36 protein-coding genes are annotated in these 20672 nt (G+C 55.4%); all 36 read left to right on the forward strand.

Going from position 1 to position 20672, the window contains the following annotated elements:
- Positions 1-201 (forward strand): hypothetical protein (locus PHO67_08145; GenBank protein ID MDD5547105.1); only part of this gene is annotated, 201 nt, incomplete at its 5' end.
- Complete coding sequence (locus PHO67_08150; GenBank protein ID MDD5547106.1) at positions 198-410, forward strand: hypothetical protein; 213 nt, start codon at positions 198-200, stop codon at positions 408-410. The genes PHO67_08145 and PHO67_08150, both read left to right, overlap by 4 nt.
- A 107-nt stretch (positions 411-517) precedes the next feature.
- Positions 518-739 carry a hypothetical protein gene (locus PHO67_08155; protein MDD5547107.1) on the forward strand — a complete coding sequence of 74 codons (222 nt, stop codon included), beginning with the start codon at positions 518-520 and terminating at the stop codon, positions 737-739.
- 190 nt (positions 740-929) lie between these two features.
- Positions 930-1127 carry a hypothetical protein gene (locus PHO67_08160; protein MDD5547108.1) on the forward strand — a complete coding sequence of 66 codons (198 nt, stop codon included), beginning with the start codon at positions 930-932 and terminating at the stop codon, positions 1125-1127.
- A 3-nt stretch (positions 1128-1130) separates the two neighbouring features.
- The gene (locus tag PHO67_08165) at positions 1131-1313 is read left to right on the forward strand and encodes a hypothetical protein (GenBank protein MDD5547109.1); all 183 of its coding nucleotides are present in this window, start codon (positions 1131-1133) and stop codon (positions 1311-1313) included.
- Positions 1310-1648 carry a hypothetical protein gene (locus tag PHO67_08170; GenBank protein ID MDD5547110.1) on the forward strand — a complete coding sequence of 113 codons (339 nt, stop codon included), beginning with the start codon at positions 1310-1312 and terminating at the stop codon, positions 1646-1648. The genes PHO67_08165 and PHO67_08170 overlap by 4 nt, the downstream gene beginning before the upstream one ends.
- Positions 1649-1730: 82 nt before the next feature.
- Positions 1731-2258 carry a hypothetical protein gene (locus PHO67_08175; GenBank protein ID MDD5547111.1) on the forward strand — a complete coding sequence of 176 codons (528 nt, stop codon included), beginning with the start codon at positions 1731-1733 and terminating at the stop codon, positions 2256-2258.
- Positions 2259-2388: 130 nt separating this feature from the next.
- Positions 2389-2727: a hypothetical protein gene (locus tag PHO67_08180; GenBank protein MDD5547112.1), complete on the forward strand. Its 339-nt coding sequence runs from the start codon at positions 2389-2391 to the stop codon at positions 2725-2727.
- A 366-nt stretch (positions 2728-3093) separates the two neighbouring features.
- Complete coding sequence (locus PHO67_08185; GenBank protein MDD5547113.1) at positions 3094-3312, forward strand: hypothetical protein; 219 nt, start codon at positions 3094-3096, stop codon at positions 3310-3312.
- A 2-nt stretch (positions 3313-3314) separates the two neighbouring features.
- The gene (locus PHO67_08190) at positions 3315-3704 is read left to right on the forward strand and encodes a hypothetical protein (protein MDD5547114.1); all 390 of its coding nucleotides are present in this window, start codon (positions 3315-3317) and stop codon (positions 3702-3704) included.
- Entirely contained in the window at positions 3701-4075 is a 375-nt protein-coding gene (locus tag PHO67_08195; GenBank protein ID MDD5547115.1) for a hypothetical protein, read from the forward strand. Before PHO67_08190 ends, PHO67_08195 begins: the two co-directional genes overlap by 4 nt.
- Positions 4072-4332, forward strand: a complete 261-nt coding sequence (locus tag PHO67_08200) for a hypothetical protein (protein ID MDD5547116.1) — start codon at positions 4072-4074, stop codon at positions 4330-4332. Before PHO67_08195 ends, PHO67_08200 begins: the two co-directional genes overlap by 4 nt.
- A gap of 2 nt (positions 4333-4334) precedes the next feature.
- The gene (locus tag PHO67_08205) at positions 4335-4532 is read left to right on the forward strand and encodes a hypothetical protein (protein MDD5547117.1); all 198 of its coding nucleotides are present in this window, start codon (positions 4335-4337) and stop codon (positions 4530-4532) included.
- A 1-nt stretch (position 4533) separates the two neighbouring features.
- Complete coding sequence (locus PHO67_08210; protein MDD5547118.1) at positions 4534-4794, forward strand: hypothetical protein; 261 nt, start codon at positions 4534-4536, stop codon at positions 4792-4794.
- On the forward strand, positions 4784-5047 hold the full coding sequence (locus PHO67_08215; GenBank protein ID MDD5547119.1) for a hypothetical protein: 264 nt from the start codon (positions 4784-4786) through the stop codon (positions 5045-5047). Before PHO67_08210 ends, PHO67_08215 begins: the two co-directional genes overlap by 11 nt.
- 78 nt (positions 5048-5125) lie before the next feature.
- Positions 5126-5404, forward strand: coding sequence for a hypothetical protein (locus PHO67_08220; GenBank protein ID MDD5547120.1), 279 nt, complete (start codon positions 5126-5128; stop codon positions 5402-5404).
- A gap of 329 nt (positions 5405-5733) precedes the next feature.
- Positions 5734-6048 (forward strand): hypothetical protein, encoded by a 315-nt coding sequence (locus PHO67_08225; protein ID MDD5547121.1) that lies wholly within the window; start codon positions 5734-5736, stop codon positions 6046-6048.
- Positions 6045-6206: a hypothetical protein gene (locus tag PHO67_08230; protein ID MDD5547122.1), complete on the forward strand. Its 162-nt coding sequence runs from the start codon at positions 6045-6047 to the stop codon at positions 6204-6206. The genes PHO67_08225 and PHO67_08230 overlap by 4 nt, the downstream gene beginning before the upstream one ends.
- A gap of 807 nt (positions 6207-7013) precedes the next feature.
- Entirely contained in the window at positions 7014-7220 is a 207-nt protein-coding gene (locus tag PHO67_08235) for a hypothetical protein (protein ID MDD5547123.1), read from the forward strand.
- 505 nt (positions 7221-7725) lie between these two features.
- On the forward strand, positions 7726-8040 hold the full coding sequence (locus tag PHO67_08240; protein ID MDD5547124.1) for a hypothetical protein: 315 nt from the start codon (positions 7726-7728) through the stop codon (positions 8038-8040).
- Positions 8037-8366, forward strand: coding sequence for a hypothetical protein (locus PHO67_08245; protein MDD5547125.1), 330 nt, complete (start codon positions 8037-8039; stop codon positions 8364-8366). The genes PHO67_08240 and PHO67_08245 overlap by 4 nt, the downstream gene beginning before the upstream one ends.
- A complete protein-coding gene (locus PHO67_08250) occupies positions 8363-8530 on the forward strand; it encodes a hypothetical protein (GenBank protein MDD5547126.1) in 168 nt (55 codons plus the stop codon). Before PHO67_08245 ends, PHO67_08250 begins: the two co-directional genes overlap by 4 nt.
- Positions 8531-8565: 35 nt before the next feature.
- A complete protein-coding gene (locus PHO67_08255; GenBank protein MDD5547127.1) occupies positions 8566-8988 on the forward strand; it encodes a hypothetical protein in 423 nt (140 codons plus the stop codon).
- Positions 8969-10309 carry a PBSX family phage terminase large subunit gene (locus PHO67_08260; protein ID MDD5547128.1) on the forward strand — a complete coding sequence of 447 codons (1341 nt, stop codon included), beginning with the start codon at positions 8969-8971 and terminating at the stop codon, positions 10307-10309. Before PHO67_08255 ends, PHO67_08260 begins: the two co-directional genes overlap by 20 nt.
- Positions 10296-10472 (forward strand): hypothetical protein, encoded by a 177-nt coding sequence (locus tag PHO67_08265; GenBank protein MDD5547129.1) that lies wholly within the window; start codon positions 10296-10298, stop codon positions 10470-10472. The genes PHO67_08260 and PHO67_08265 overlap by 14 nt, the downstream gene beginning before the upstream one ends.
- Positions 10469-10759, forward strand: coding sequence for a hypothetical protein (locus PHO67_08270; protein MDD5547130.1), 291 nt, complete (start codon positions 10469-10471; stop codon positions 10757-10759). The genes PHO67_08265 and PHO67_08270 overlap by 4 nt, the downstream gene beginning before the upstream one ends.
- A 42-nt stretch (positions 10760-10801) precedes the next feature.
- Positions 10802-10981, forward strand: a complete 180-nt coding sequence (locus PHO67_08275; protein MDD5547131.1) for a hypothetical protein — start codon at positions 10802-10804, stop codon at positions 10979-10981.
- Positions 10982-11038: 57 nt separating this feature from the next.
- On the forward strand, positions 11039-11233 hold the full coding sequence (locus tag PHO67_08280; GenBank protein MDD5547132.1) for a hypothetical protein: 195 nt from the start codon (positions 11039-11041) through the stop codon (positions 11231-11233).
- Positions 11234-11245: 12 nt separating this feature from the next.
- On the forward strand, positions 11246-12469 hold the full coding sequence (locus PHO67_08285) for a hypothetical protein (GenBank protein MDD5547133.1): 1224 nt from the start codon (positions 11246-11248) through the stop codon (positions 12467-12469).
- Positions 12470-12472: 3 nt separating this feature from the next.
- Positions 12473-13174: a hypothetical protein gene (locus PHO67_08290; GenBank protein ID MDD5547134.1), complete on the forward strand. Its 702-nt coding sequence runs from the start codon at positions 12473-12475 to the stop codon at positions 13172-13174.
- Between the two features lie 44 nt (positions 13175-13218).
- Positions 13219-15774, forward strand: coding sequence for a hypothetical protein (locus PHO67_08295; protein MDD5547135.1), 2556 nt, complete (start codon positions 13219-13221; stop codon positions 15772-15774).
- 255 nt (positions 15775-16029) lie between these two features.
- Positions 16030-16893 carry an aldo/keto reductase gene (locus tag PHO67_08300; GenBank protein ID MDD5547136.1) on the forward strand — a complete coding sequence of 288 codons (864 nt, stop codon included), beginning with the start codon at positions 16030-16032 and terminating at the stop codon, positions 16891-16893.
- Complete coding sequence (locus PHO67_08305; protein MDD5547137.1) at positions 16868-17980, forward strand: aminotransferase class III-fold pyridoxal phosphate-dependent enzyme; 1113 nt, start codon at positions 16868-16870, stop codon at positions 17978-17980. Before PHO67_08300 ends, PHO67_08305 begins: the two co-directional genes overlap by 26 nt.
- A 95-nt stretch (positions 17981-18075) precedes the next feature.
- Positions 18076-18720, forward strand: coding sequence for a hypothetical protein (locus tag PHO67_08310; GenBank protein ID MDD5547138.1), 645 nt, complete (start codon positions 18076-18078; stop codon positions 18718-18720).
- Positions 18721-18726: 6 nt separating this feature from the next.
- Positions 18727-19311 (forward strand): hypothetical protein, encoded by a 585-nt coding sequence (locus PHO67_08315; GenBank protein MDD5547139.1) that lies wholly within the window; start codon positions 18727-18729, stop codon positions 19309-19311.
- Positions 19312-19336: 25 nt separating this feature from the next.
- Positions 19337-20632, forward strand: coding sequence for an extracellular solute-binding protein (locus PHO67_08320; GenBank protein MDD5547140.1), 1296 nt, complete (start codon positions 19337-19339; stop codon positions 20630-20632).
- Positions 20633-20672: the final 40 nt, after the last annotated feature.

A 20672-nucleotide genomic window follows, 5' to 3' on the forward strand; every position in this document is an offset into this window, starting at 1 on the left:
GGCAAGGAGCTGGAGTACGTGATGCACCCGGCGACGTTCCTGGGGCCGGCGCTGCGGTGGAAGGACTATCTCACGACTGGCTCGAAGTACGTGCCGGCGTCGAAGGCGAGCGACGACCTCGCGTGGACCTGCGGCGGATGCGGAGCGAAGTATCGGAGCACGGCGCACGTATGCGCGAAGTGCGGATGGGAGCGGCCATGACTGACGAGCCTCTTACTGTAGGCGAGATAGCGGCGAACCTGCTGGGTGCGCAGGATACCCGGTGCCTGCTCTGCGCATGGGTGGACAAGGAAGACCGGGCGACCTGGTACAAGACCGGCAGCACGCTGTCGATAGTGGGCCTGCTTCACGCGCTGCTGAGTCGGTTCGAGGACGAGCTGATGGAAGACGAGGAGGAAGATGATGCTTGACTTCCTGTACATCGCTGCCGGTGTGCTGGCCGGCTTCGTGCTGGTGCTGTTCGCCATCGGAGCGTTCCTGCTCGCCGAGGGGAAGCGCCGGTGGCCGGGGGTGTAGCATGAAACTGTGGAAAGTAGAGATGGACTACATGGCGTGGCCGAAACGCGACTCGGTAGGGCCACAAGAAGTATGGGCATATTACGTGTTGGCCGAATCGGTAGAAGAAGCAGCGAGGAAAGTTATAGAAGACAGGAAACGACGTTCAGAGTTCATGGTAATCCCCGGTGGTGTGGGTGCGAAGGTAATGAACGTCGAAGAGTTCCGCGAGGTAATCACATGATCGACTTCCCGGTGTCCGTTGGACAAACCGGGTTGCGATATGGCGGCCTCGTGGCGGCGGGGCGAGCCACGTTCTTTATCGGGCATAGTCCTGTCACTGGGTGCGGTGATGGAACTTCCCGTGCAGTCCCGAACTGACAAGCGTTGTGGAGCAGACCCGGTGCCGCCAAACCGGGAACAAGGGGGAGGGCATGAACTGGTTGCGAGACGTGAACTGGGGTCGGCTCGTGATCATTTTCCCGATTATCACATTCGTCCTCTGCTTTACAAGTATGGTCTGGTCCTTCATCGATAGAAACGTCGTAGATGGAGCCGTCATGGCGACGATGATAGGTGTGAACCTCGGGATGGTGCTCGTCATTCTGTACTACACGCGAAGGGAGAAGTGAGATATGCAGAATCGAGATGCAAGCGATTATCCTCCGCCTATCTATTCTCAGGTGAAGATGTTGTACTTGGAAAATCAGGAGAACGAGAAAAAGATAAGGAAGCTCGAAGAGCGGTGCGAGGAACTCGAACGAGAAAAGAATGCTCTCAAGGAAGCACTCAGGATGCTGAGAGGAGAGCCAAAATGAGGAAATTACTACGGTGGCTGGCGCTGGTGATGCTCATTGCTCTTATGGGTTGTGAGGACTGGCACCGATATGAACTCGGATCGTTGTTTAACGATAGCGAGTCGAAAGGTTCATTCTTCCTTGGATGCGGGACAATAAAAGACACAGAATATTTATTTGCTTGGGTACGGGAAAATGAACACGTAGGCTGGTTTCGAATACAAGCTCCCGCCACGTGGTGTAGAATTATCATGGACGAGGACGAACAACCATATTTGATGACTGAAACTTGGAAAGGTAAATATATCTTTCATGTTCCTGAGGGAACCATCATACGAAAATATGAGTTGCGCTGATGTGGTGGTTCATCGGCTGGCTCCTGGTGGTGGTGTTCGCGCTGGCGCTGTGCCGCGCTGCGAAGGATGAGGAGGAGTGATCATGTTGAAGGTAGGTGACATATTTTGGTCGGCTCATTACGGGATGAGCGAGGTAACAAAGACGTGCCCTGTTTGCTACGGGAAACGGTGCGTCACTCTTATTCTCGGAAACGACGACAAGATTGAACTTCCGTGTGATTACTGTCGGCGCGGTTATGAAGAGCCAAGAGGAACCAAAACCGAGTATGAATTTACTTCTGGCGCAGAACAAGAGACGGTGGACGAGGTTCGGATTGAGGAAACTTCCAAGGGTAGGAAAGTAGAGTATTTGACTTTCGACCATCATGTCGTTCGGGAAGACGAAGCATACGCAACAAAGGAGGAAGCTGAGGAACGTTGTAAGCAACTCATAGCAGAGCGTATGCATGATGAGGCAACGCGTGCCGAACACATAAAAGCGAATCAGGCGAAGTCCTATTCATGGAACGCCGGTTATCATATGCGTGAGGCCAAGCGTGAGGAGGAGTCGGCTGCGCGACACCGGGCGCGGGCTAAGTTATGCAAAGAACGCACGAAAGAGGACGCCTGATGCCGCGCCTGTACACCACTGTCTATCCTGAGCATTTGGTACCTATCGGGTGGATTCTGCATCTAACGGGTCGGTGGTACCTCCAGTGGCGGCTGGGCAAGTTGAGCATCGAGAGGAAGGAGAAGGGGAAATGAGCAACGAGACACTGTTTCGCGATGGGAAGATGCCGGTTGACGAGACAAAGGAATATCCGCTGATGAAGTGCGGATGCGTTGCGCCGGCGATAACGAGAGATGGGAAGCCGGCGTGTGTTGTCCATGCAGGTAAACCAGAAGCTCTGCAATTGGACCGTATGGTGAAGGGGAACCATGGGCTCGAAGGGCGCAAGGCGAAGTGCAGTTGCAGGCACGAAGGTCCTCGCGCAGGGATACCTACCACAACAGATTCCTACTGGTGTTTACCGTTCTTTGAGTATCACCCGGACAAAGAGTTCGACCGGTTCTACTGCGGGTGTTTTGGGTGGGACTGAGTGGCGGCTGGGGCGGCTGAGCGTGGTGAAGCGATGATGCGGCGTTCGACCGCTGGCTTTGACCGGCGGAGTGACGCTGCTTGCAGGGGGAGCGTAGCCGTGCACGGCGGCGCGATGATCCTTGCTAAGGGCCGTGGTGGTGGCCTGCTTGCGCGAGCGAACCGGTGGAGTCCATGCCTTGTCGTCTCCAAGGGGTGCATGGTCAGAGACACCGGCCACCAACTTTGTGCTTATGCCGGGGCCGAGGGCATAGGGGATGAGTGACCGTAATTATATTCCTAGACGGAACTCATCACGGAGGCGATGGCCGCATATATAGGCGCGGCGTGTAGGCCCCGGCTTTCTTTACGTGAGGAGGTGAGAGGGATGAGCAAGCTATCAGAATTTAGCCACGGTATGCGCGTTCTCTATGTGCCTCATCATGCCAACGGGGATGTCACCCATCCTGATTGTCAGCGCGGCGTTGTCTCATCGGTCGGATCGAAATTCGTATTCGTAAAATATGACTGCGCTGCCGGCATGATGATGACCGGTGATGAACCGTTTACAGCGCAAGCAACAGATCCGGAAGACTTGAGGAGGTGAGTATGGACGACAGCGGACTGCGAGAACGGGTGATGGTGGCAATCAAGAAGTGGAAGGCACGCGAATATATCTGGGGCGATGTCGACAAAGACACTGCTGAACTTGCCGACGCCATCCTCGCCCTCATCGCTGCCGAGAAGGCGCGAGGCCCCGAGTACCCGGCGGGTGACCGAGAATGCGCGTACGGATGCGGGCGTTGCCGATGGGAGCCCGGCCCGTGGCATCAAATTGGGTGCCCGTCGTACCGCGATACTGTCGGCCCCGACCCCCTGCTGGTGCAGGCGAGGGAGGCGCTGGAGCGTTACCGGGACGGCTATGCGTGGTACTTGGACGAGACAGGCAATGCGAAGCTGCTCGCCGCGCTTGAGGCGAAGCTGGGAGGCAAGCCGTGACAGCGAAGGATTGGAACCTATTGCTCGACGGTTATGAGCCGAAGGTAGCTGGCGACCAGCCGTCGCCGAGATGGCTGAAAACTGCGAGACAAATTGTGGTTGAACTTGCCGAGTGTGAGGCGGCGGTTCGGTCTCACGGTTACAAGCGGGACATCGCGCTGGAGAGGGCAGAGAAGGCCGAGGCTGCAACCGAAGACTGGCGACTACGGCTTACGGAAGCGTTGAGGGAAAGCGAGGCCGAGTGCGCCCGTTTGCGGGAGGCGTTGGGCGAGGCAGTAACGCTACTTGAATGGACCGAGGATGACGACTGGTGGTGCGAGCCGGGGTTCACGGAGCGCCGCGACGCTTTTCTACAGGGGAGGAAGGGATGACGCTCCGGGACGAGATAAAGGGAATGTGGGCGACCTTCCGCGAGGACGTAGATACGGCAGACCAGGTGGCTGACCGCATCCTCTCCCTCATCGCCGAGGACCGGCGGGCGCTGGTGGAGGCGCTACGGCGATACGGCAGACACGAGCCCGGCTGCAATCTCATGTGCGCGGTGAGCGAATACGACAACGGCACCTGCACCTGTGGCCTCGACGCCGCGCTCGCTTCGGCCGGGGAGCCGCCGAAGGAGGAGGGATAGCCATGGGGTATATAGGCGGACGACCAGACGGTCTGTTGTCGGAGGAGAAGTATTACACTCTCGCCGAGGTCCGCGAGCGGGAGCGGGCGGCGGCAGTCAAAGCATACTACGCCGGGTGGATTACCGGTTGCGTCTCACCGGCGATGACGCAAGCGCAAATCATTGAAGCGGCCGAGCGCGAGTACCCCAAGGAGGCGTGAGGTGGGTGTGAAGCGATGGAACGCGAGCAACGCGATGGAAGACTGCGCTGACAGCAACCGGACCGCAACATTTATCAGTGGGTGTGAGAAATATGTACTTGCCTCCGACTACGACTCCCTGCTCTCCGTGCTGAGACGGTGCGTGACGTGGATGGATGAGCAGTTCTGCCCCGAGGATATCGACTGTAAGAATTGCCACGAGGGGCGCGAGATTGTAGCTGCCGCCCGTGCCGTGATGGAGGAGGAGAATCATGAAGCTTGAAGAGTTCGCATCGGTAATCAACAAGAAGATCGACCTGTGGTCTTATCCTAAGCCGCCATGGTATGGATGTTCCCTGCATGGTGCCGAGATGAGAGTGAATGTCGCTGGGTTACTTTCCAACTTTGGAACCGGCGTGACGCCGAATGAAGCGCGGGATGAGTATGTAAAACTGATTAGCGGCCAACTACTCATATTCGACGCGATGGATGAATGCAGACGGCAGGAGTTCAACGTGCCAGCCGATCTGATGTAAGGAGGCTCCCGGTGAGTGACGACAGCGGGCCTACCCGGCACCTCTGCATCCTCACGCTGGCGTGTAAAGGAGGAAGTGATGAATGACTTGAAGCAGGAGATTGAGATATTGAGGGATGCATTTCGCGAAGACAGATTTGAGGATATCGGCTGTGGCGAAGTGGCCGATATGCTCGACTCCATCCTTTCCAAGTGCGTGCCAAATGTCGATGATTGGCGTGGTCCTTGGAGATGCGAAAAATGCAGCAAGGTGTGGTATACGAAAGTCTCGGCGCATTATTGGAATTGGAATAGCCACCCTTCTTTGCAAGAACTATGCGATGGCACCCTTGTACCATATGAACGGAGGGGTAAATGAAAAAGCTCCCTGAAACATGCGCTACGTGCAGGTGGTCTTGGAAAGACTTATACCCTTGGTGGGAATGCTGGGCAGGTGCTGACGGGACTGGGTTTCTATCGGGTGGGAAGAAGATTCCCTGCGCTCGCGGTAAGTTGCCGTCGCTACCGAGGTGGTGCCCGCTGAGAGGAGAAAGGCATGATAGCGATAACAGAACAAACCGTCGTGCTTTGTCCCCAGTGTCTACATGAAATCATACTTATTTCATGGTGTTGGGGGGCAAAAATATGTTGCGATAAGTGTTCATATGTCTTTGAACCTCATGCCGGGCAAGGTTGGGAGATGAAGGGATGAATAACCACACACCGGGGCCGTGGAAAACGGGGCGCACGGATATCCAGAGTTACACCGGAGATGGCATCCAAGAGATGTATGTCTATCGCGATCCCAATGCGCCAATACAAATACTTGGCAATAACTGCCACGCCGATGCCCGCCTAATCGCTGCTGCGCCAGATATGTTTGCAGCGCTAACAGACTTGCGGCAATGGTGTCTGAATCGTGCTCAGGATTTCGCGTTACTCTCTGTGCGACGACGCATTTATCTTGAGTTATCGGAGAAACTCAATGTCGCGATTGTTAAAGTAACCGAGGCAACCAAGTGACCACCCGCACTTGGTGCCTCGTGACGCTGGCGTGTCTTCTGGCCTTCATCGCTGGTGCCTTCGTCGGTTCCTGCACCGACAGCGTGGCGATGTTCTGGAAGGCGGCCTATTTCATGGCGCATGCTGAGCGGTTGGAGTTGATGGAGAAGGCGAAGTGAATTACCTTGACCTCTTCAGCGGGATTGGAGGGTTCGCACTTGGAGCATACTGGGCGGGATGGCGATTTGAAAATCACTACTTTTCCGAGGTTGAACCATGGTGTGTCAAACTCTATCAACATAGATTCCCTGACGCAATCTCTCTCGGTGATATTTGCCAAATACGAGGATTACCAAAAGGCGATTATATCTTATCGGGGGGATTCCCATGTCAGGACATCTCAAGTGCGGGGAAAAAGGTAGGTATTCATGGAACCCGTTCGTCGCTCTGGAAAGAATATGTCAGACTCATTGGCGAGATACGACCGCGATTCGCAATCATGGAGAACTCGCCAATGCTCCTTAGCGGGGGGCTTGGAGTTATTCTCGGAACATTGGCCGAGATCGGGTATAGTTCTGAATGGGATTGCATACCGGCGTCGTTCGTCGGCGCACCCCATATTAGGAACCGTATCTGGATTCTTTGCTACCCCAACAACGAAAGCGAATCATCGAATGCCGAGCATGATGAAACACCCGGGTTGCCGAATGTATACGCCACAAGTGGGAACAGATCATTGGGGGGGTACCTGGCAGGAATTGGGCGGCAGCGGGAATCCCTACAGGGGAACGATGTTTGGGTCAAGGAAAATTCACCCATCGGAATGGGAATGGATGATGAAATACCCGAAAGGATGGACAGACTGCGCGGACTCGGCAATTCGATTGTCCCTCAAATCGCAGAGATGATTTTTAGGCAGTTGAGTGGATAGCGGCGATGTTCTGGAAGGCGGCGTACTTTAACCTGCGGGGGGAGGTGATAGGGCGATGAAAGCAGGAACAGTGATTGCGCGTGGCATCGTTACTGCCTTATTTATCATGCTTTATGCGACGATGTTTTGGGCTGGCCCGATATTGGTCGGATGGTATTCAGATAAATGGTGGCTTGCGGTTCTCATTTCTCACTGTGTACTGGCGATAATGATCGCGCTTACTGCTGGATTGAATACGCTATGGAAGGCAACGAAGTGGTGAAGGGGAAGAGGCGCATGAAGGGAATAATCCCTTGATACCCTCTCATTACTACGTACTAGCAGCGGAAAGTGAAGTCAAGGGCTGTTTGATGACAAAAAGGTATCATTTCTTGACATTTAGACGCAAATGCGTAAAAAGAGGAGATAAGCGATGAGTGACGTATTCTGCAAGGACTGCAAATATCTGGAAATCTGGCCGTGTAGTGATATAGGTTGCCCACCTGATCGTTGCGGATCGCCAAAGAGAAATCGGACGCCAGTTGTATATGTTGAGAAACACCCCGTTCATGGGCAGATAAAGTATGGCGGAGAGTATGAGGATATTCTCTGCCGCGACCGCAATCAGGACTTCGCTTGTGATTGGTTTGTCTCGCGGAAGGTAAAGAAATGAGATGTCCATCGTGTAATGGCGACGGAGGTGAATATGAGGCCGTATTATGGAAAGGCCTAGGTGGTGGGCCATGGGAGCGATGCGACTTTTGTAATGGAGAAGGGAAAGTAAATCCGTGGTTGTGGTTCAAGTGGTGGTGGTGGGTATGGTTGGGGCATATAAACTTAAGGATAGCAATAATGCGGAGGGAAGTGAAGAAATGAGGAATACAATTGATCCATTGATTGCGGCTCATTATGCATTCAGGATTCATATAAAGGTCGATTATCCTCTCGACAGTAAACATGAGACAGCAGAGATATATCATTATTTTGTATCCGATTATGGAACAGTTGCGGATGAATATGCCGTCATTCAATTCTTACCAGATATAGCCAAAGATTTAGCAAAACAGTTGGCGGCATTCATGAGAAAGGGTAGGAAGCAATGATTCGCCTACTTTCTGATGGCATCTTGGTTGGCTATGGCAATATCGCCTTCTGGCTCGTAGTGCCGTTCTGCGGGGCGCTGCTGGCTCACTTCGTCTGGTACACGATGATGGCGTTCATCGAGTGGCGCAAGCCAGAGATGGCGAAGCTGAAGGCGGCGAGGGCCGAGGACAGGCACGCCATCCTCACGCTGAAAGCGGAACTCTGCGACATCTACAAGGAGATGGTAGCCCTCCAGAAGTCCGAGGCGAAGCTGCGGATGGTGGCGGAGATGACGCGGAGCGCGAACAGGAACGTGAACGCGCAGGTAACGGAGGCGCTGAAGTGACGAAGGCAGAATCGCAGGAGCTCGCGATGATGTTGACTATCCTCGGCGACGCTATGGGGTGCCAAAACAAGAAGGTCTACAGCCTCGCGAGTACCAGGATGGCCGAGGCGGCGAAGCGGATACGCAAGATGCTCGGCGTGCTGGGGGAGGATGAGAAGGCTTGAATCCTTGCCTCATAACGGATTAGGTTAGCGGTGCTATGGCGAAGAAGAAAGCAAAGCGGAAAGTGGGTCATCCAGTAACACGGTGGACGCCGACCGCGAGAGAAAACCTGCTCGACGCGTTACTGAAATATATCGACGCGAATGACATTCCTATTCTCACAGAGTTTGCTTTCTTGAACCGCGTGCATCGCTCACAACTATATGAGTTAGAGGAGTTGTCCGACGCTATAAAATTGTGTATCGAGAAAAAGGAAGCCGGGCTGGAACGGCTCATGCTGTCGGGGAAGCCTAATACCACCACGGGTTGTATCTTCTCTTTGAAGCAACTTGGCTGGAAAGACACGCAATCAATTGAGCATACCGGTGCTGTCGATCCTGTGCAGGAGATGACCTACGAACAGCGGCAGGCGTACATCGACGCGCTTGTCAAGAAACGAAATGGCTCTAACGGTAGCTGAGGAACGCGGCCTCATACGGGCAGCGCTACAGCAGGAACGGGAGCGGGTGGCTCCGAAGCTGGAGGCGTTCCGCAGGCAGTCAAGGATCAAGGTGTGCTACGGTGGGCGCGGGGCTGGGGCGAAGTCCTGGTCCATCGCTTCTCTACTCTGCCAGCGGGCACAACGAGAAAAGATACGGGTACTCTGCACACGGGAGATACAGCTATCGCTTGAAGAGTCAGTGTATCGGTTGGTACAGCAGACGGTAGAGCGGCTACGATACGAGGGCTGGACGCCGACGAAGGAATACATCAAGTCGCCACGGGGCTCTATGTTCTACTTCCGTGGGTTGAAGGATATGCGGGCTTCCTTGGCGATCAAGGGGCTGGAAGATATCGACGTGTGCTGGGTAGAGGAGGCGTCGGCGGTAAGCAACGATTCGCTGGACATGCTGTTCCCCACCATCCGCAAAGCGAAGAGCGAACTATGGTTCTCATTCAACCGCGAGGAGGAAGCGGACCCGGTATACGAGCGGCTTGTGCGCCATGCTCGTGACGATTCGGTGGTGGTATGGCTGGACCCCGGGGAGAAGGACAATCCATGGTGGACGGGCGAGCTGCAGAAGGAGATGGAGGAGGACTACAAGCGCGACCCGGACCAGGCCGAGCATATCTGGGGCGGGCAGCCACGGGCGCAGGGGCAGAATGCTGTTATGTCGAGGACCTCGATACGTGGCGCTATGGATAGGGATATTGAGGCTGAGGGGGCCATCGAGATAGGAGTAGACGTGGCTCGGTTCGGGGACGACTTGACGGTGATGTACAAGCGGCACGGGTTGAAGACGATAGACAAGCGGGAGTTTTCAGGGCAGGATACTCAGCAGACAGCGATGGAGGCTTGGGACTTGGCCGGGCATGACGCATCGGTGGTAGTCAAGGTTGATGATGACGGGGTGGGCGGTGGTGTCACCGATAGGCTACGCGAGCTTGGGGCGCAGGTGCTGCCGATCAACTTCGGCGGCGCATCGCAGGATAAAGACTCGTACACCTCGGCGGGCGACGAAATGTGGTTCACCTTTCCTATCGACGAAGCGGATATACCGAACGATCCGATACTCATGCAAGAACTCGCGGGGCGGAAGTATGACTACGATGTCAAGGGCAGGCGCAAGATCGAGCCGAAGAAGGATTTCAAGAAACGCATCGGGAGATCGCCGGACAGGGCTGACGCGCTGCTCCTTACCTACTACAACCGGCATCCGATAACGGGATTGTATGATTACCTGCGTCAGCAGAATATGCTCGAGCCAAAGAAGAGGGAGACGATCTATGACAGACGTTGAGAAGCTTCGCCGCGATCTCGATGAGTATAAGGCTATGCTCTTCTCCATGCGCAACAAGGTGGACGCGCTGGAGCGGCATGTGCGGGACGTGGACTCTCACTGCATGGAGCTACAGGGGCGGTGCGCCACGCTGACGGGGCGGATAGAGAGGATGATCCGATGAAGACGGTAGTGGGCGGGCTGAAGTGCGACATGAACAGGATCGAGGCCGCGATACCTACGCTGAAGAGCATCGAGGTGGACCGGCTGGACGTGGGGCCGCAGTATCCACAAGGGGCGTACGGGTTCAGGGCTTTCTTCACTGACATGATCGGGTGCATCGACGTGCCGCATTTGATAGACGGGTTGATGATCGACAAGGCAGGGGAGGCCGGGCCGCAGGTGCTTGCGGACGAGATAATCGCGATCATCAAGCGGTGGCTTGAATCTGAGAAGGCGAAGCACCAATAATGGCGTTGTCCGCTTCAAGGATTTTCTGCGAGGAGGTGCTGGATGAGCGATGTTTGGAAGGCGAGGATTTTCTACATCCTGACGATCCTGTTCGGAGGGTTCGGCCTGGTGTGGACGTTCTTCGCGGAGCCGGCGTGGTACGTGCAGGGGGGAGCGCTCGTGTGCATGGTGGCGAGCGCGGTGCTGGGGTACACGTACACGGCGCCTAAGCCGCCGGCGTAACGCCTTCGGGGCGGCATACACGAGCAGTCGCGCCGCCCCACCTTCAAGGAGCAGGACATGACGAAAGTCGAGGCTCTCGCCTTTCTCAACTCACTTGTGGCGCAGCCGGTGAACATGATCACGCTGGACCCGGTGAGGTGGGAGGCGTTCAAGGCGCTGGTGGTGCCGATCTTGACGGACCCTACGCTGGACCCGAAGTACCGGACGGCGCTGGAAGCGGTGAACAGCGTTGTCGATTCTGCGCTTGGTTGAGGAGAGTGTTCTGTGGCGACCATAGCAGCAGCATCACTATCGGCAGCAGACATCCAGACGGCAATTAATGCAGCGAGCGCCGGTGACACGGTAACACTACCCGCCGGAAGCGTTTCGTGGGCTGATGCCGGACCTTGCGTAAGTGTTACGAAAGCCATCACGATAACTGGTGCGGGACAGGGTGTGACGAACATCGAACTGAACCTCACCGCGACATGGGCGCACTGTGGGTTCTATGTGGAGTCGTTCAGTACCGGGCTTTGCGAAATCAGCGGAATCACGTTCACGGGCCAAACCTATTATCCCGCTGCAATCTATTGCGATGATGCACGGCAAATACGCATTCATCACATTACGTTCAACGATCTGGGCGGCTACTGTATCAGCGTCAGGGAACGGACATATGGTCTGATCGATCATTGTACATGGACCGGCGACTTCAATACTGGCGTCGTGGCGAATGCCATCACACTGGAAAACAAGTGGTATCAGGCGACGCCCATAGCCACGGCAACGGGTGTTCTTTACATAGAGGATTGCGATTTCACAGGGGCAGATTTCACTGATGGGTATATGGATTCTTATCAGGGCGTTTGTTGGGTTTTCCGTCATAACACGGCCAAGGGAACGGATGATGGAAATAATGAAATGGGCTGCCATGGATGCGATTCGGTAGAAGACAAACGCTCATCCAGATGGATGGAAGTATATGATAATACATTCAGCTATGATGGAACTGGTAGTGGCAGTTCTTGGCGTGCGGTGTGTTGTCGTGGTGGCTCTGGCGTTGTGCATGATAATACGTTCGATGCGAAATGGGGACAAAGAATACAGTTGGTCGCCGCGAGGGCTTGTTATGACTATACGTGGTGCGGGTTGATAGCTGCTGACAATCCTTTAGATAATGTGGACGGTGGAAGCGATACGGAGGGCTGGCCCGGCCGCGATCAGATCGGTAGGGGGATCGACAATATAGACTGGTCTACATTCCCTACGGGTACTGCTTCGACGCAGGCATCGGAACCATTCTATCAGTGGAATAATACGGTAGATGCAGTTGCGATAGATGCGCAGATCAATGATTCATATGGAGATTGTGAGCGACAGGATTATATGATTGTTGAAGGAAGAGACTATCACGATCAAACACAGATGCCGGGATATTCGGAACTGATCTATCCGCATCCCTTGCGGGGAGAAACAGCCGCGACGCCGTGGGTGATGATATATGGGTGAGCTATGGCGATAGTCTACAAAGCGCAACTAGTTGATTCAGAATACACGGCAGCGATTACCAGCACTGATAACTGGAACGTGGCCGTCGGAGATTTGCTTGTTGTCTTTGCCTGCTCCAACGATTCAGCCGTCACGATCAATGCCATAGCAGATTCAGCAGGGAATACTTACACGCTTCTCACCGAACTCGACTCGAATAACTCGGTCATGCGGGTGGGATGGTGCATTGCCACGAATGCCGGTGCCACTACAACGATAACCGTTACGGGGAGTGCTGCCGCCACATTGTCGATATGGGCCGTATCATTCACACCAGATGCCGGTGACACGGTGACGCGAGAGTTTACCGCAACAGGTAGCGGGGCATGGGATGCAAGCCCATGGGCGACTGGCGCTGATAGTACGACGGGGGATGATGAGGCTGTAGTCGCTTGCTTCATGACAGGCAGCGGTGACCGGACATTCTCAAGTCAGGTAATAGGTGGAACGGCCGCTACAGTATTGACAGCAGCGAATGGTGGAGGGACGTATTTCTATCGCATTCTGACGGGTGCTGCGGAAGACATAATCGCTCAAACGAATGTCAGTGGCGCAGCCGCATTCGCCGCACATTTATTGGCATTCAAGTCGACCGGGGGAGAGCCAGCCGGCTCCATCGTCCCGCAGGCGATGATGCATTATATGCGCAAGAAGGCGGGTGGTTGAATCTGTTTAGGGTAGGGGTGATACTGTAGCCGGAGGGCCGAGGGTTGGACCTGAAATACGATACAGATGCGTCGCTCCTGTTCGGTCCTGTCATTTGGGGAAGCACGGGCAACACCGTCATAACGGATGCTTTCTCTCTTTGTTGTAACACTGTTGCCGTTGATTTATTCAACGACACGACGAAACTCGATATCACTGTTCAGTCGGGTGGGACAAATGACGTTGTGTTCGTCGCTGCTGGGTATGCATCCATTCAGCTCGTAGCATCTCAGCTCGACGCCGTGGGGCACTATCGTCTTTCATATCAGTATACAGACACGCTACCAGGCTGGGAATATTTCGATGTTGTCCAACCAGAGGCATGGGACGCGACGTATGGGACGCTTGCCTCGAACATCGTCAACATCAAAGCCGGCACAACTTCGATAGCGATAAACGTTTCTTCGACGCTCGCGCAGATAAGTGTGTTCTCCGCTTCGACCATCCGCGACCTTACTTCCATCGCGATCAACGTCAACTCGCTTGTCATCTCCACGGCGTCCGTACTGCGCAACACGTCATCGGTTGCGTCGCGGTTGGTTATATTCAACGCTTCCACGGCAATCGGCATAGCTTCCACGCTGGCGCAGATTAGCGTATTCTCGGCTTCGACGATGAGGGACCTGACTTCTATCGCCATCGGGGTAAACTCGGTTGCCGTGCGGACGCTGGAGTTTGGATCGAGTGCATCTCTTGCCAGCGCAATCTGGGGGCATACAACTTCCACCTCGATGCTTGTCGCAGTGCATAGCACGCTGTCGAACACCATCGCCATCAACACGGGCGTCCTGTCCGTGGCCAGCTCGGTGTGGGACGTGGTGAGGGCATCGCATGTGACGGTGGGCACGTTCGGCGAGGTGGGGTCCATCGACTCCATGGCAAGCGCGGTCTGGGGCCACAATATCGCCGCATCAACGATTGTAGCCGTAAAGAGCACGCTATCGAACACGATCTATCTAACTACGCTCGATCCTCTGGAGAACGCAGTACCAGGAGCTTACGGAGTAGGCACGGCGGGGCGGGTGATCGGGCAGATATACGTCGATACTTCTTCACTGCTCTCGAACGTGTCGCATCTGAATGTGATAGCGGCATCGACGTGGACGAACGTAGGAACCGGGATCGCCTCGGTGCTTGTCAGCACGGCATCGCTGCTTGTTAGCGTGAACTCGCTCATGGTCGATACGGAATCGATCATGGTGAAGCTCGCCTCCATGCCGAACGCGATCTGGGATGAGCCTCTATCGCAGCACTCGACGGTCGGAGTCGCGGGCGCCTACCTCTACGGAGCCGGCGCAGGGTATACGCCCGGTGATATGGCCGCAGCAGTGTGGGACGAACCGCTGTCGCAGCATTCAACCATCGGCATCGCGGGAGCCTACCTCGAAGCGGCGGGCGGCGCGGCAGACCCGCTGCTGAACGCCGTCCCCGGTGCGTACGGCGTCGGAACCGCAGGCCGCGTCCTCGGGCAGATTTACGTTGACACGACCTCGACGCTGGCAGGGGTGAAGTCGGTACTTGTGGCGACCACTTCAATAGCGATATCCACTACGTCTCTCATCGTGGCTGTGCAGTCTGTGCTGACCGCGACCACCTCGATTGCGATAAACGTTCTCGGACTGACCGGGGTGACGCTCCTTTCGGCGATAGCGAACTATGTATGGGATGAGATTCTTACAGGTGCCACGCACAATATCGCTACATCGGCAGGCAGGATTCTTCGGGCCGTTGGTGGGAACGAAATCACGTCGGGCACGGTCGTATCGGCGCTGAATAACAGCATCGAGCTTGCGGCGGGCGAGTCTTCGGTGGATAACTACTACGATCCTGGAATCGTCCTGATTGACAGCGGGGCCGGGGCTGGGCAGAGCCGAAGGATTATCGAATACAACGGGACTACCAAAGTCGCTATCGTGAACCGCGAATGGCGGACGCTGCCAGTCGCAGGGTCGACGTATATCATCTTCGCAGATGGGGGCTTCCTGTCGCTGAACGATGGTGCGGTGGTTGCGGCGGGGACAGCTACGGTTACATTGAATGACGTGGCCGAATCTGTCGATGATACCTACGTCGGGGCAACAATCGGTATCGTGGCTGGTACCGCGAAGGGCCAGATGCGGGTTATCCAGTCGTACAACGGGACGACAAAGGTCGCCACGGTTCATACTGCATGGGAGACGCAGCCTGCGGTGGGTGATGCGTACGTGATCGTTCCGAGCGGTCGGAGCATCGTGGCGGGGTTCGCTGACGGTGCGATGACCACGACGGCCATGGATTCCACCATGGACCTCACTACTGCTCAGAAGGCATCGGTGAACACTGAATTACTCGACGTGCTGAATGTGGATACGTTCGGCGAGCCGGGGCAGGGAGCGCCGGCGGCCACGACCACGCTGGAGCAGAAGCTCGCCTACATCTACAAGATGCTGCGAAACAAGATTGCTACGACCTCGGCGCTCATCAACGTGTACAACGATGCCGGGGATACGGTAGATCAAAAGGCTTCACTTACTGACGACGGGACCACGTTTACGAGGGGCGAGTTCGGGACCGGTGCCTGATGATCGACACGGTATTCAAGCGATCTGCGGCCACGCTGACATATCCTCACGCGAAAGGTGTATGGCCTGCTGGCTCTGTTGATAGGATTGTAGCCTCTTGGATCTATGCTGGATTCGGCGCGGCTGGGCCAACACCCGGGACGCCAGAGTTGCGGACGTTGACGACGCATCGGTCTGCCACCGTCTACACCATCCGCAGAAGCGGGAGCGAATATACTTCTCGACGGCGATAGATATGTGTGATATAATGCGCGTATGAAACTATCATTAGGAACAGTACAGCTCGGAGTTCATTACGGAGTAAACAACACAAAGGGGATGCTCACCGACGCGGAGGCCAACACGCTGCTTGCCACTGCGCGGCGTGCGGGCTTCACCATGCTCGATACTTCCTCGGAATACGGGCTGGCCGAGGAGCGCATCGGAAAGTATCTACAAGCGCATCCGGATGCATTCGAGGTGAACGGGAAGTACAACGCTGCGTATCCAAGGGAAAAGATTCTCGCGCTGATCGAGCAGAGCAAGCGGCGCATGAGTCGGGTCGACCATATCATGTACTACTGCATCGGGGTGGATATCGCGAAGCTGAATCCGGAGGGCGCGGATGGCGTATCGGTTTATGACGTGGCGGAAGCGGAAACGGTCCATTCGTTGCCGTACAAGAACATCCAGGTACCGGCGTCGATCCTTGACGGGCGCATGGATGCGGAGCTTAGGGTCCTTCGTTCACTTGGCAAGCGAACCTTCGTTCGCAGCTTACTACTTCAAGGGCTGCTATCCGAACCCTATGGCGGCGTCCTTCGCGGCAACGTTGGTAACGGAGCGTTTATCGAAGCAGCGAAGCCATACCTCATCGGCCTGCGAGAGATCGCCGACGAAAACGATATGAGCGTGGTAGAGATGGCCGTGCGGTGGGCGTGGCACCTCGATCCTGACGTGGCGATATTCGGGGCTGAGACGCCGCAGCAGGTCAACAACATCGGAGTCTACTGGAAGAAGGGGCCACTACACAAATATGTAGTGGATCAAGTGATGAACCTGCGATTGGGTATTCCTGATATCGTAATCTCACCTCGCCTATGGGGTCAGGTATATGATTTCACTCCGGCAAAAGCTTAACGTCTACGAGCCGCTTTCGGTACAGAACTTAGGACAGCAGATTCCTGAATGGCGCAACGCAAAGGGGGCGCACGTTGCAGGATACATCGACTTTACCTCTGGCCTCCTCACCGCGAATATCGGGCACGACAATCAAAGCGTTTCTGATGCCATCGCTAAATGTAGAGGGTGGTCAGGCTGGTACGCTCCAACGCAGCATAGACTGGCGACGTATCGGGCTTTGGACTCCATACTGCCACGCTACCTTGATCGCTATATCCTTCTTTCCACCGGTTCCGAGGGTATTGATTGTGCAATCAAGATAGCGGTTGACAACGGGTTCAGGGTCCTCACGCATGAGCGGTCGTACCATGGCTCCACGATAGGGGCTGGGTGGGCTGGGGGGCTGGCAAAGAGCGCATTCTTCGGGAAGTGCGGACATATCGAGCGGCTGTCGGAGGAAGACAAGACAGCGGTGCTACTGGAGACGTTCATCGGGCCATGGTGCGAATGGTATCCGCCGTCGTTCATCGAGACGTTGAAGAACCTCCAGCACAAGGGCGGGATCGTCATATTCGACGAGATGCAGGCCGGGTTCGGGCGCACAGGGACCTGGTTCGGGTTCGAGCACTACCATCTCGCGCCTGATATCGTGGTGGGGGGGAAGGCGGCGGCGGGAGGGATGCCGTTCGCGTTCGTGGCCGGGCGAGCAGAGCTGCTGGACAAGAACCCGGAGGCGGACTACGTGTCCACGTTCTCAGGGAATCCGTTCGGGTGCGCGGCCTGCGTAGCTACCATAGCGGAGATCAGGTCGAAGCACCTGCTCGACAAGGTGAAGAGAGACGAGGGGATCATCCGGCAAGCGGCCGAGAGGATGCAGGAGAAGGGGCTTATTGATGGGTTCATGGGGAAGGGGTTTGCGTTCTCGTTCTACATGGTCAACGCGGCGAAGGTTGTGGAGGTGGCGAGAAACAAGGGGCTGCTGCTTATCGATACCGGGCGAGGGACGGTGAAGATTGCGCCTCCGCTTGTCATATCCAGAGCTGATTTGAGGATAGGGTTGAAGGTGATTGAGGATGCTATCAAGGTTGTGCGGCGCAGAAAATAAATGTTGACAGATGCTAAATATATGATACTCTGCATGTAATGAATCTGATATATAAACTTCTTGGCATATTCTTACGCTTACAAAGGAGAAGGCTGATGGCTCGAAAAACAAGGGAAGGCATCGCTGCGCTCTCGCCGCGCGACCAGCAAAAGAAGGACGCGCTCGGCTGGGATGAGGAAACTTTCCGACGCATCATCAAACAACCGCCGGGGGACCGGTTGTTTATCGGCGAACTGCTCGCAGGGAAGTTCCCGCTGTTCCGAGCGACGAATAGCGGCATGATATTTTATCCTAACTTCCCGGAGAAGCTGCACGGGACGAAGGAAGCGAACCGGCCGGACTTCGACCTCACGCCGTTCTACGACTGGCCGCAGTGGCTACAAAACTGCGACAGCGAGGGCGGTGCGTGTGAGGTGACGAAGGACGGATACGTCATCTGGTGGGGCGGCACGATTCATGACGGCATCTGGTGCGGTGACGACAAGACGCTGTGGATGGGCGGGCTGTTCCGGGACGGCATTATTATCGACGGACAATTCTGGAACTGCACGGTGCTGAACGGGGAGAAGCGCGGCGGGGACATCCACTCCGGCATCTGGCACGGCGGGGTGCATCGCGGCGGGAAATTCGAGGGCTTATGGCTTGGCGGTACGTGGATGGGCGGGGAGTTCAACGGGTTCAAGGAGCGCACGACTGAGGCTCCGCCGCTCGTCACCACGTACAACTGGGCGAGGAGATAGAAAAGCTTGAAGGGTAAAAGACGGGCGCACCATTCAGAATATCAACAAGAAATAAAGAGAATGATAGAAAATTATTTATCGAATGATAGTGAGTCGTATATAAATACCAAGTATTATCTGAAAGATATTTCTTATGGTAATTATTCCAAATGGTTAATGGATTATGTTGCGCAACCATTTGGTTTCAATAATGATTATGATATAATTGACGCATATGTTTATGGTATGCTGGTAACATTATTATATAACGACGAATGCATTAGTTTCTCATGTCGGACTGATTCTTGCGCTGAACCAGATAAAGATAAAGAGACAAATGAGAATATCATAAATAGTGCGCATCCCGATATCAAAGCAAGCGTCAGAAACAATAAAGAGGATGGCGATGGGTCGATAGAAATCGGTGGAATATGTTTCCCACTCGAAATAGGATATACGGATAGTTGTACCACGTTCAATCATCTATGGAGAAGCAGCAAATTGGTCAGATTTCCATATAACACAAATGAAATTACCTTTATGGTATTGAAACAGGGAATACGTTTAGTCACCAATCTCAGTGAGAATAAACTCGCCGTTGGCGAGGGATAAAATACTTTAGGGGGAGGGAGAATCTTTGAAGCGGATTCTTCTTATCACGCTGGCACTCGTGCTGGCAACGGTTTCATGGTCAGCGCCGATGAAGCTGATCTGGATGGCTACCGGTCCTATGTGGCTCAACGAGGAGCATACGCCGGTAGGTGGATTCGAGAACATGGACCAGAAGCTCGTGGCTGCGTTCATGAAGGCGAATCCTGGGGTTGAGGTGCAGATTCAGTTCCGGGACGTGACGCAGGGGATGCTGACGTTCCAGACGCTGCTCGCGGCAGGGACGCCGCCGGATGTCTGGATCGAGGCATCGGGGAACGCGAACCCGTACCTTCACGACGCCTACGCCATGGACATGAAGCAGTACCTCACGAAAGCGGAACTGGCGCAGTACAAGCCGGAGTCCATCGGGCCGTACATCCGGAACGGCAACGTGTATGCTCTGCCGCAATCGCAGATTGCCGGCGGGTTCGCGGTGAACCTGGATATGCTCGCGAAGATCGGCGAGAAGATGCCGGATCAGGCGAAGTGGACTACGGACGAGTTTCTGCGCATCGCGCGGAAGCTGAAGGGTGCTGGTATTCCTGCCACGATGATCATGATCAAGAATGGTCTCAGCGGGTGGAACTACCAGTGGCTCTACGCTTTCGGTGGCTCGCTCTACAACGGGAAAAACTACGGAGTGAGCGCGATCAACTCGCCTGCCAACGTGAAGGCTTTCAAGTACATGAAGCAGTTGGTTGATGAGGGCCTCGTGCAGCCGTTCCCGGAGGAGCAGGACGAGAACTCGGGCGTGGAACTGTTCACGACTGGCAAGGTATTCTCCTGCGCCATGCAAAATGGGCATACTGACTACTGGGTCCCGGAGCAGGTCAAGCAGGGCAAGCTCGACAAAGAGTTCAACATGACGTTTGTCGAGTTCCCGCACGGGCCCGGCAAGGCGCATGTCGAGACGTTCGGCTATCAGGCCATCGTTGTGTCGCACCGCAGCGCGAACGAGACACGTAACAAGATGGTGGCGAAGCTGGCGCTTGTTGCGGCTGGCAAGGATTACGTCGGCCAGAACTGCATCATGAACGGCGGGTTCTCGACCATCATCGGGCTGGAGCCGAAGACTGGCAAGGCGGCGAAGCCGAGCTATGCTGCCATCGCGGCGCTCGCGAAGGTTGCGGGCCTGATGGATACCGATCCGTTCGGGCCTCGCAGCGGAGAGTCGCGGGCGGGCTGGAAGGACCCTGTGCAGGCGTTCTTCCGTGGGGAGATCACCGCAGAGGCGGCGTTGAAGCAGATGGAGGAGTCTGCGAACGAGGTTCTCGCTAGGTGAAGACGTGGGCCGCTCTGCTCATGCTGTTGCCGGCGATCCT

Source organism: Candidatus Omnitrophota bacterium, from assembly GCA_028716565.1.
Classification (GTDB): Bacteria; Omnitrophota; Gorgyraeia; order Pluralincolimonadales; family Pluralincolimonadaceae; genus Pluralincolimonas.

What these genes read in the sequence shown, in the direction of transcription:
- PHO67_08270 (MDD5547130.1), top strand. Translation starts at nt 10,469, where the DNA reads ATGAAGACGGTAGTGGGCGGGCTGAAGTGCGACATGAACAGGATCGAG.
- PHO67_08170 (MDD5547110.1), top strand. Translation starts at nt 1,310, where the DNA reads ATGAGGAAATTACTACGGTGGCTGGCGCTGGTGATGCTCATTGCTCTT.
- PHO67_08165 (MDD5547109.1), top strand. Translation starts at nt 1,131, where the DNA reads ATGCAGAATCGAGATGCAAGCGATTATCCTCCGCCTATCTATTCTCAG.
- PHO67_08175 (MDD5547111.1), top strand. Translation starts at nt 1,731, where the DNA reads ATGTTGAAGGTAGGTGACATATTTTGGTCGGCTCATTACGGGATGAGC.
- PHO67_08305 (MDD5547137.1), top strand. Translation starts at nt 16,868, where the DNA reads ATGATTTCACTCCGGCAAAAGCTTAACGTCTACGAGCCGCTTTCGGTA.
- PHO67_08280 (MDD5547132.1), top strand. Translation starts at nt 11,039, where the DNA reads ATGACGAAAGTCGAGGCTCTCGCCTTTCTCAACTCACTTGTGGCGCAG.
- PHO67_08155 (MDD5547107.1), top strand. Translation starts at nt 518, where the DNA reads ATGAAACTGTGGAAAGTAGAGATGGACTACATGGCGTGGCCGAAACGC.
- PHO67_08265 (MDD5547129.1), top strand. Translation starts at nt 10,296, where the DNA reads ATGACAGACGTTGAGAAGCTTCGCCGCGATCTCGATGAGTATAAGGCT.
- PHO67_08300 (MDD5547136.1), top strand. Translation starts at nt 16,030, where the DNA reads ATGAAACTATCATTAGGAACAGTACAGCTCGGAGTTCATTACGGAGTA.
- PHO67_08200 (MDD5547116.1), top strand. Translation starts at nt 4,072, where the DNA reads ATGACGCTCCGGGACGAGATAAAGGGAATGTGGGCGACCTTCCGCGAG.
- PHO67_08150 (MDD5547106.1), top strand. Translation starts at nt 198, where the DNA reads ATGACTGACGAGCCTCTTACTGTAGGCGAGATAGCGGCGAACCTGCTG.
- PHO67_08290 (MDD5547134.1), top strand. Translation starts at nt 12,473, where the DNA reads ATGGCGATAGTCTACAAAGCGCAACTAGTTGATTCAGAATACACGGCA.
- PHO67_08260 (MDD5547128.1), top strand. Translation starts at nt 8,969, where the DNA reads ATGGCTCTAACGGTAGCTGAGGAACGCGGCCTCATACGGGCAGCGCTA.
- PHO67_08180 (MDD5547112.1), top strand. Translation starts at nt 2,389, where the DNA reads ATGAGCAACGAGACACTGTTTCGCGATGGGAAGATGCCGGTTGACGAG.
- PHO67_08205 (MDD5547117.1), top strand. Translation starts at nt 4,335, where the DNA reads ATGGGGTATATAGGCGGACGACCAGACGGTCTGTTGTCGGAGGAGAAG.
- PHO67_08255 (MDD5547127.1), top strand. Translation starts at nt 8,566, where the DNA reads ATGGCGAAGAAGAAAGCAAAGCGGAAAGTGGGTCATCCAGTAACACGG.
- PHO67_08245 (MDD5547125.1), top strand. Translation starts at nt 8,037, where the DNA reads ATGATTCGCCTACTTTCTGATGGCATCTTGGTTGGCTATGGCAATATC.
- PHO67_08310 (MDD5547138.1), top strand. Translation starts at nt 18,076, where the DNA reads ATGGCTCGAAAAACAAGGGAAGGCATCGCTGCGCTCTCGCCGCGCGAC.
- PHO67_08215 (MDD5547119.1), top strand. Translation starts at nt 4,784, where the DNA reads ATGAAGCTTGAAGAGTTCGCATCGGTAATCAACAAGAAGATCGACCTG.
- PHO67_08275 (MDD5547131.1), top strand. Translation starts at nt 10,802, where the DNA reads ATGAGCGATGTTTGGAAGGCGAGGATTTTCTACATCCTGACGATCCTG.
- PHO67_08160 (MDD5547108.1), top strand. Translation starts at nt 930, where the DNA reads ATGAACTGGTTGCGAGACGTGAACTGGGGTCGGCTCGTGATCATTTTC.
- PHO67_08235 (MDD5547123.1), top strand. Translation starts at nt 7,014, where the DNA reads ATGAAAGCAGGAACAGTGATTGCGCGTGGCATCGTTACTGCCTTATTT.
- PHO67_08185 (MDD5547113.1), top strand. Translation starts at nt 3,094, where the DNA reads ATGAGCAAGCTATCAGAATTTAGCCACGGTATGCGCGTTCTCTATGTG.
- PHO67_08225 (MDD5547121.1), top strand. Translation starts at nt 5,734, where the DNA reads ATGAATAACCACACACCGGGGCCGTGGAAAACGGGGCGCACGGATATC.
- PHO67_08220 (MDD5547120.1), top strand. Translation starts at nt 5,126, where the DNA reads ATGAATGACTTGAAGCAGGAGATTGAGATATTGAGGGATGCATTTCGC.
- PHO67_08190 (MDD5547114.1), top strand. Translation starts at nt 3,315, where the DNA reads ATGGACGACAGCGGACTGCGAGAACGGGTGATGGTGGCAATCAAGAAG.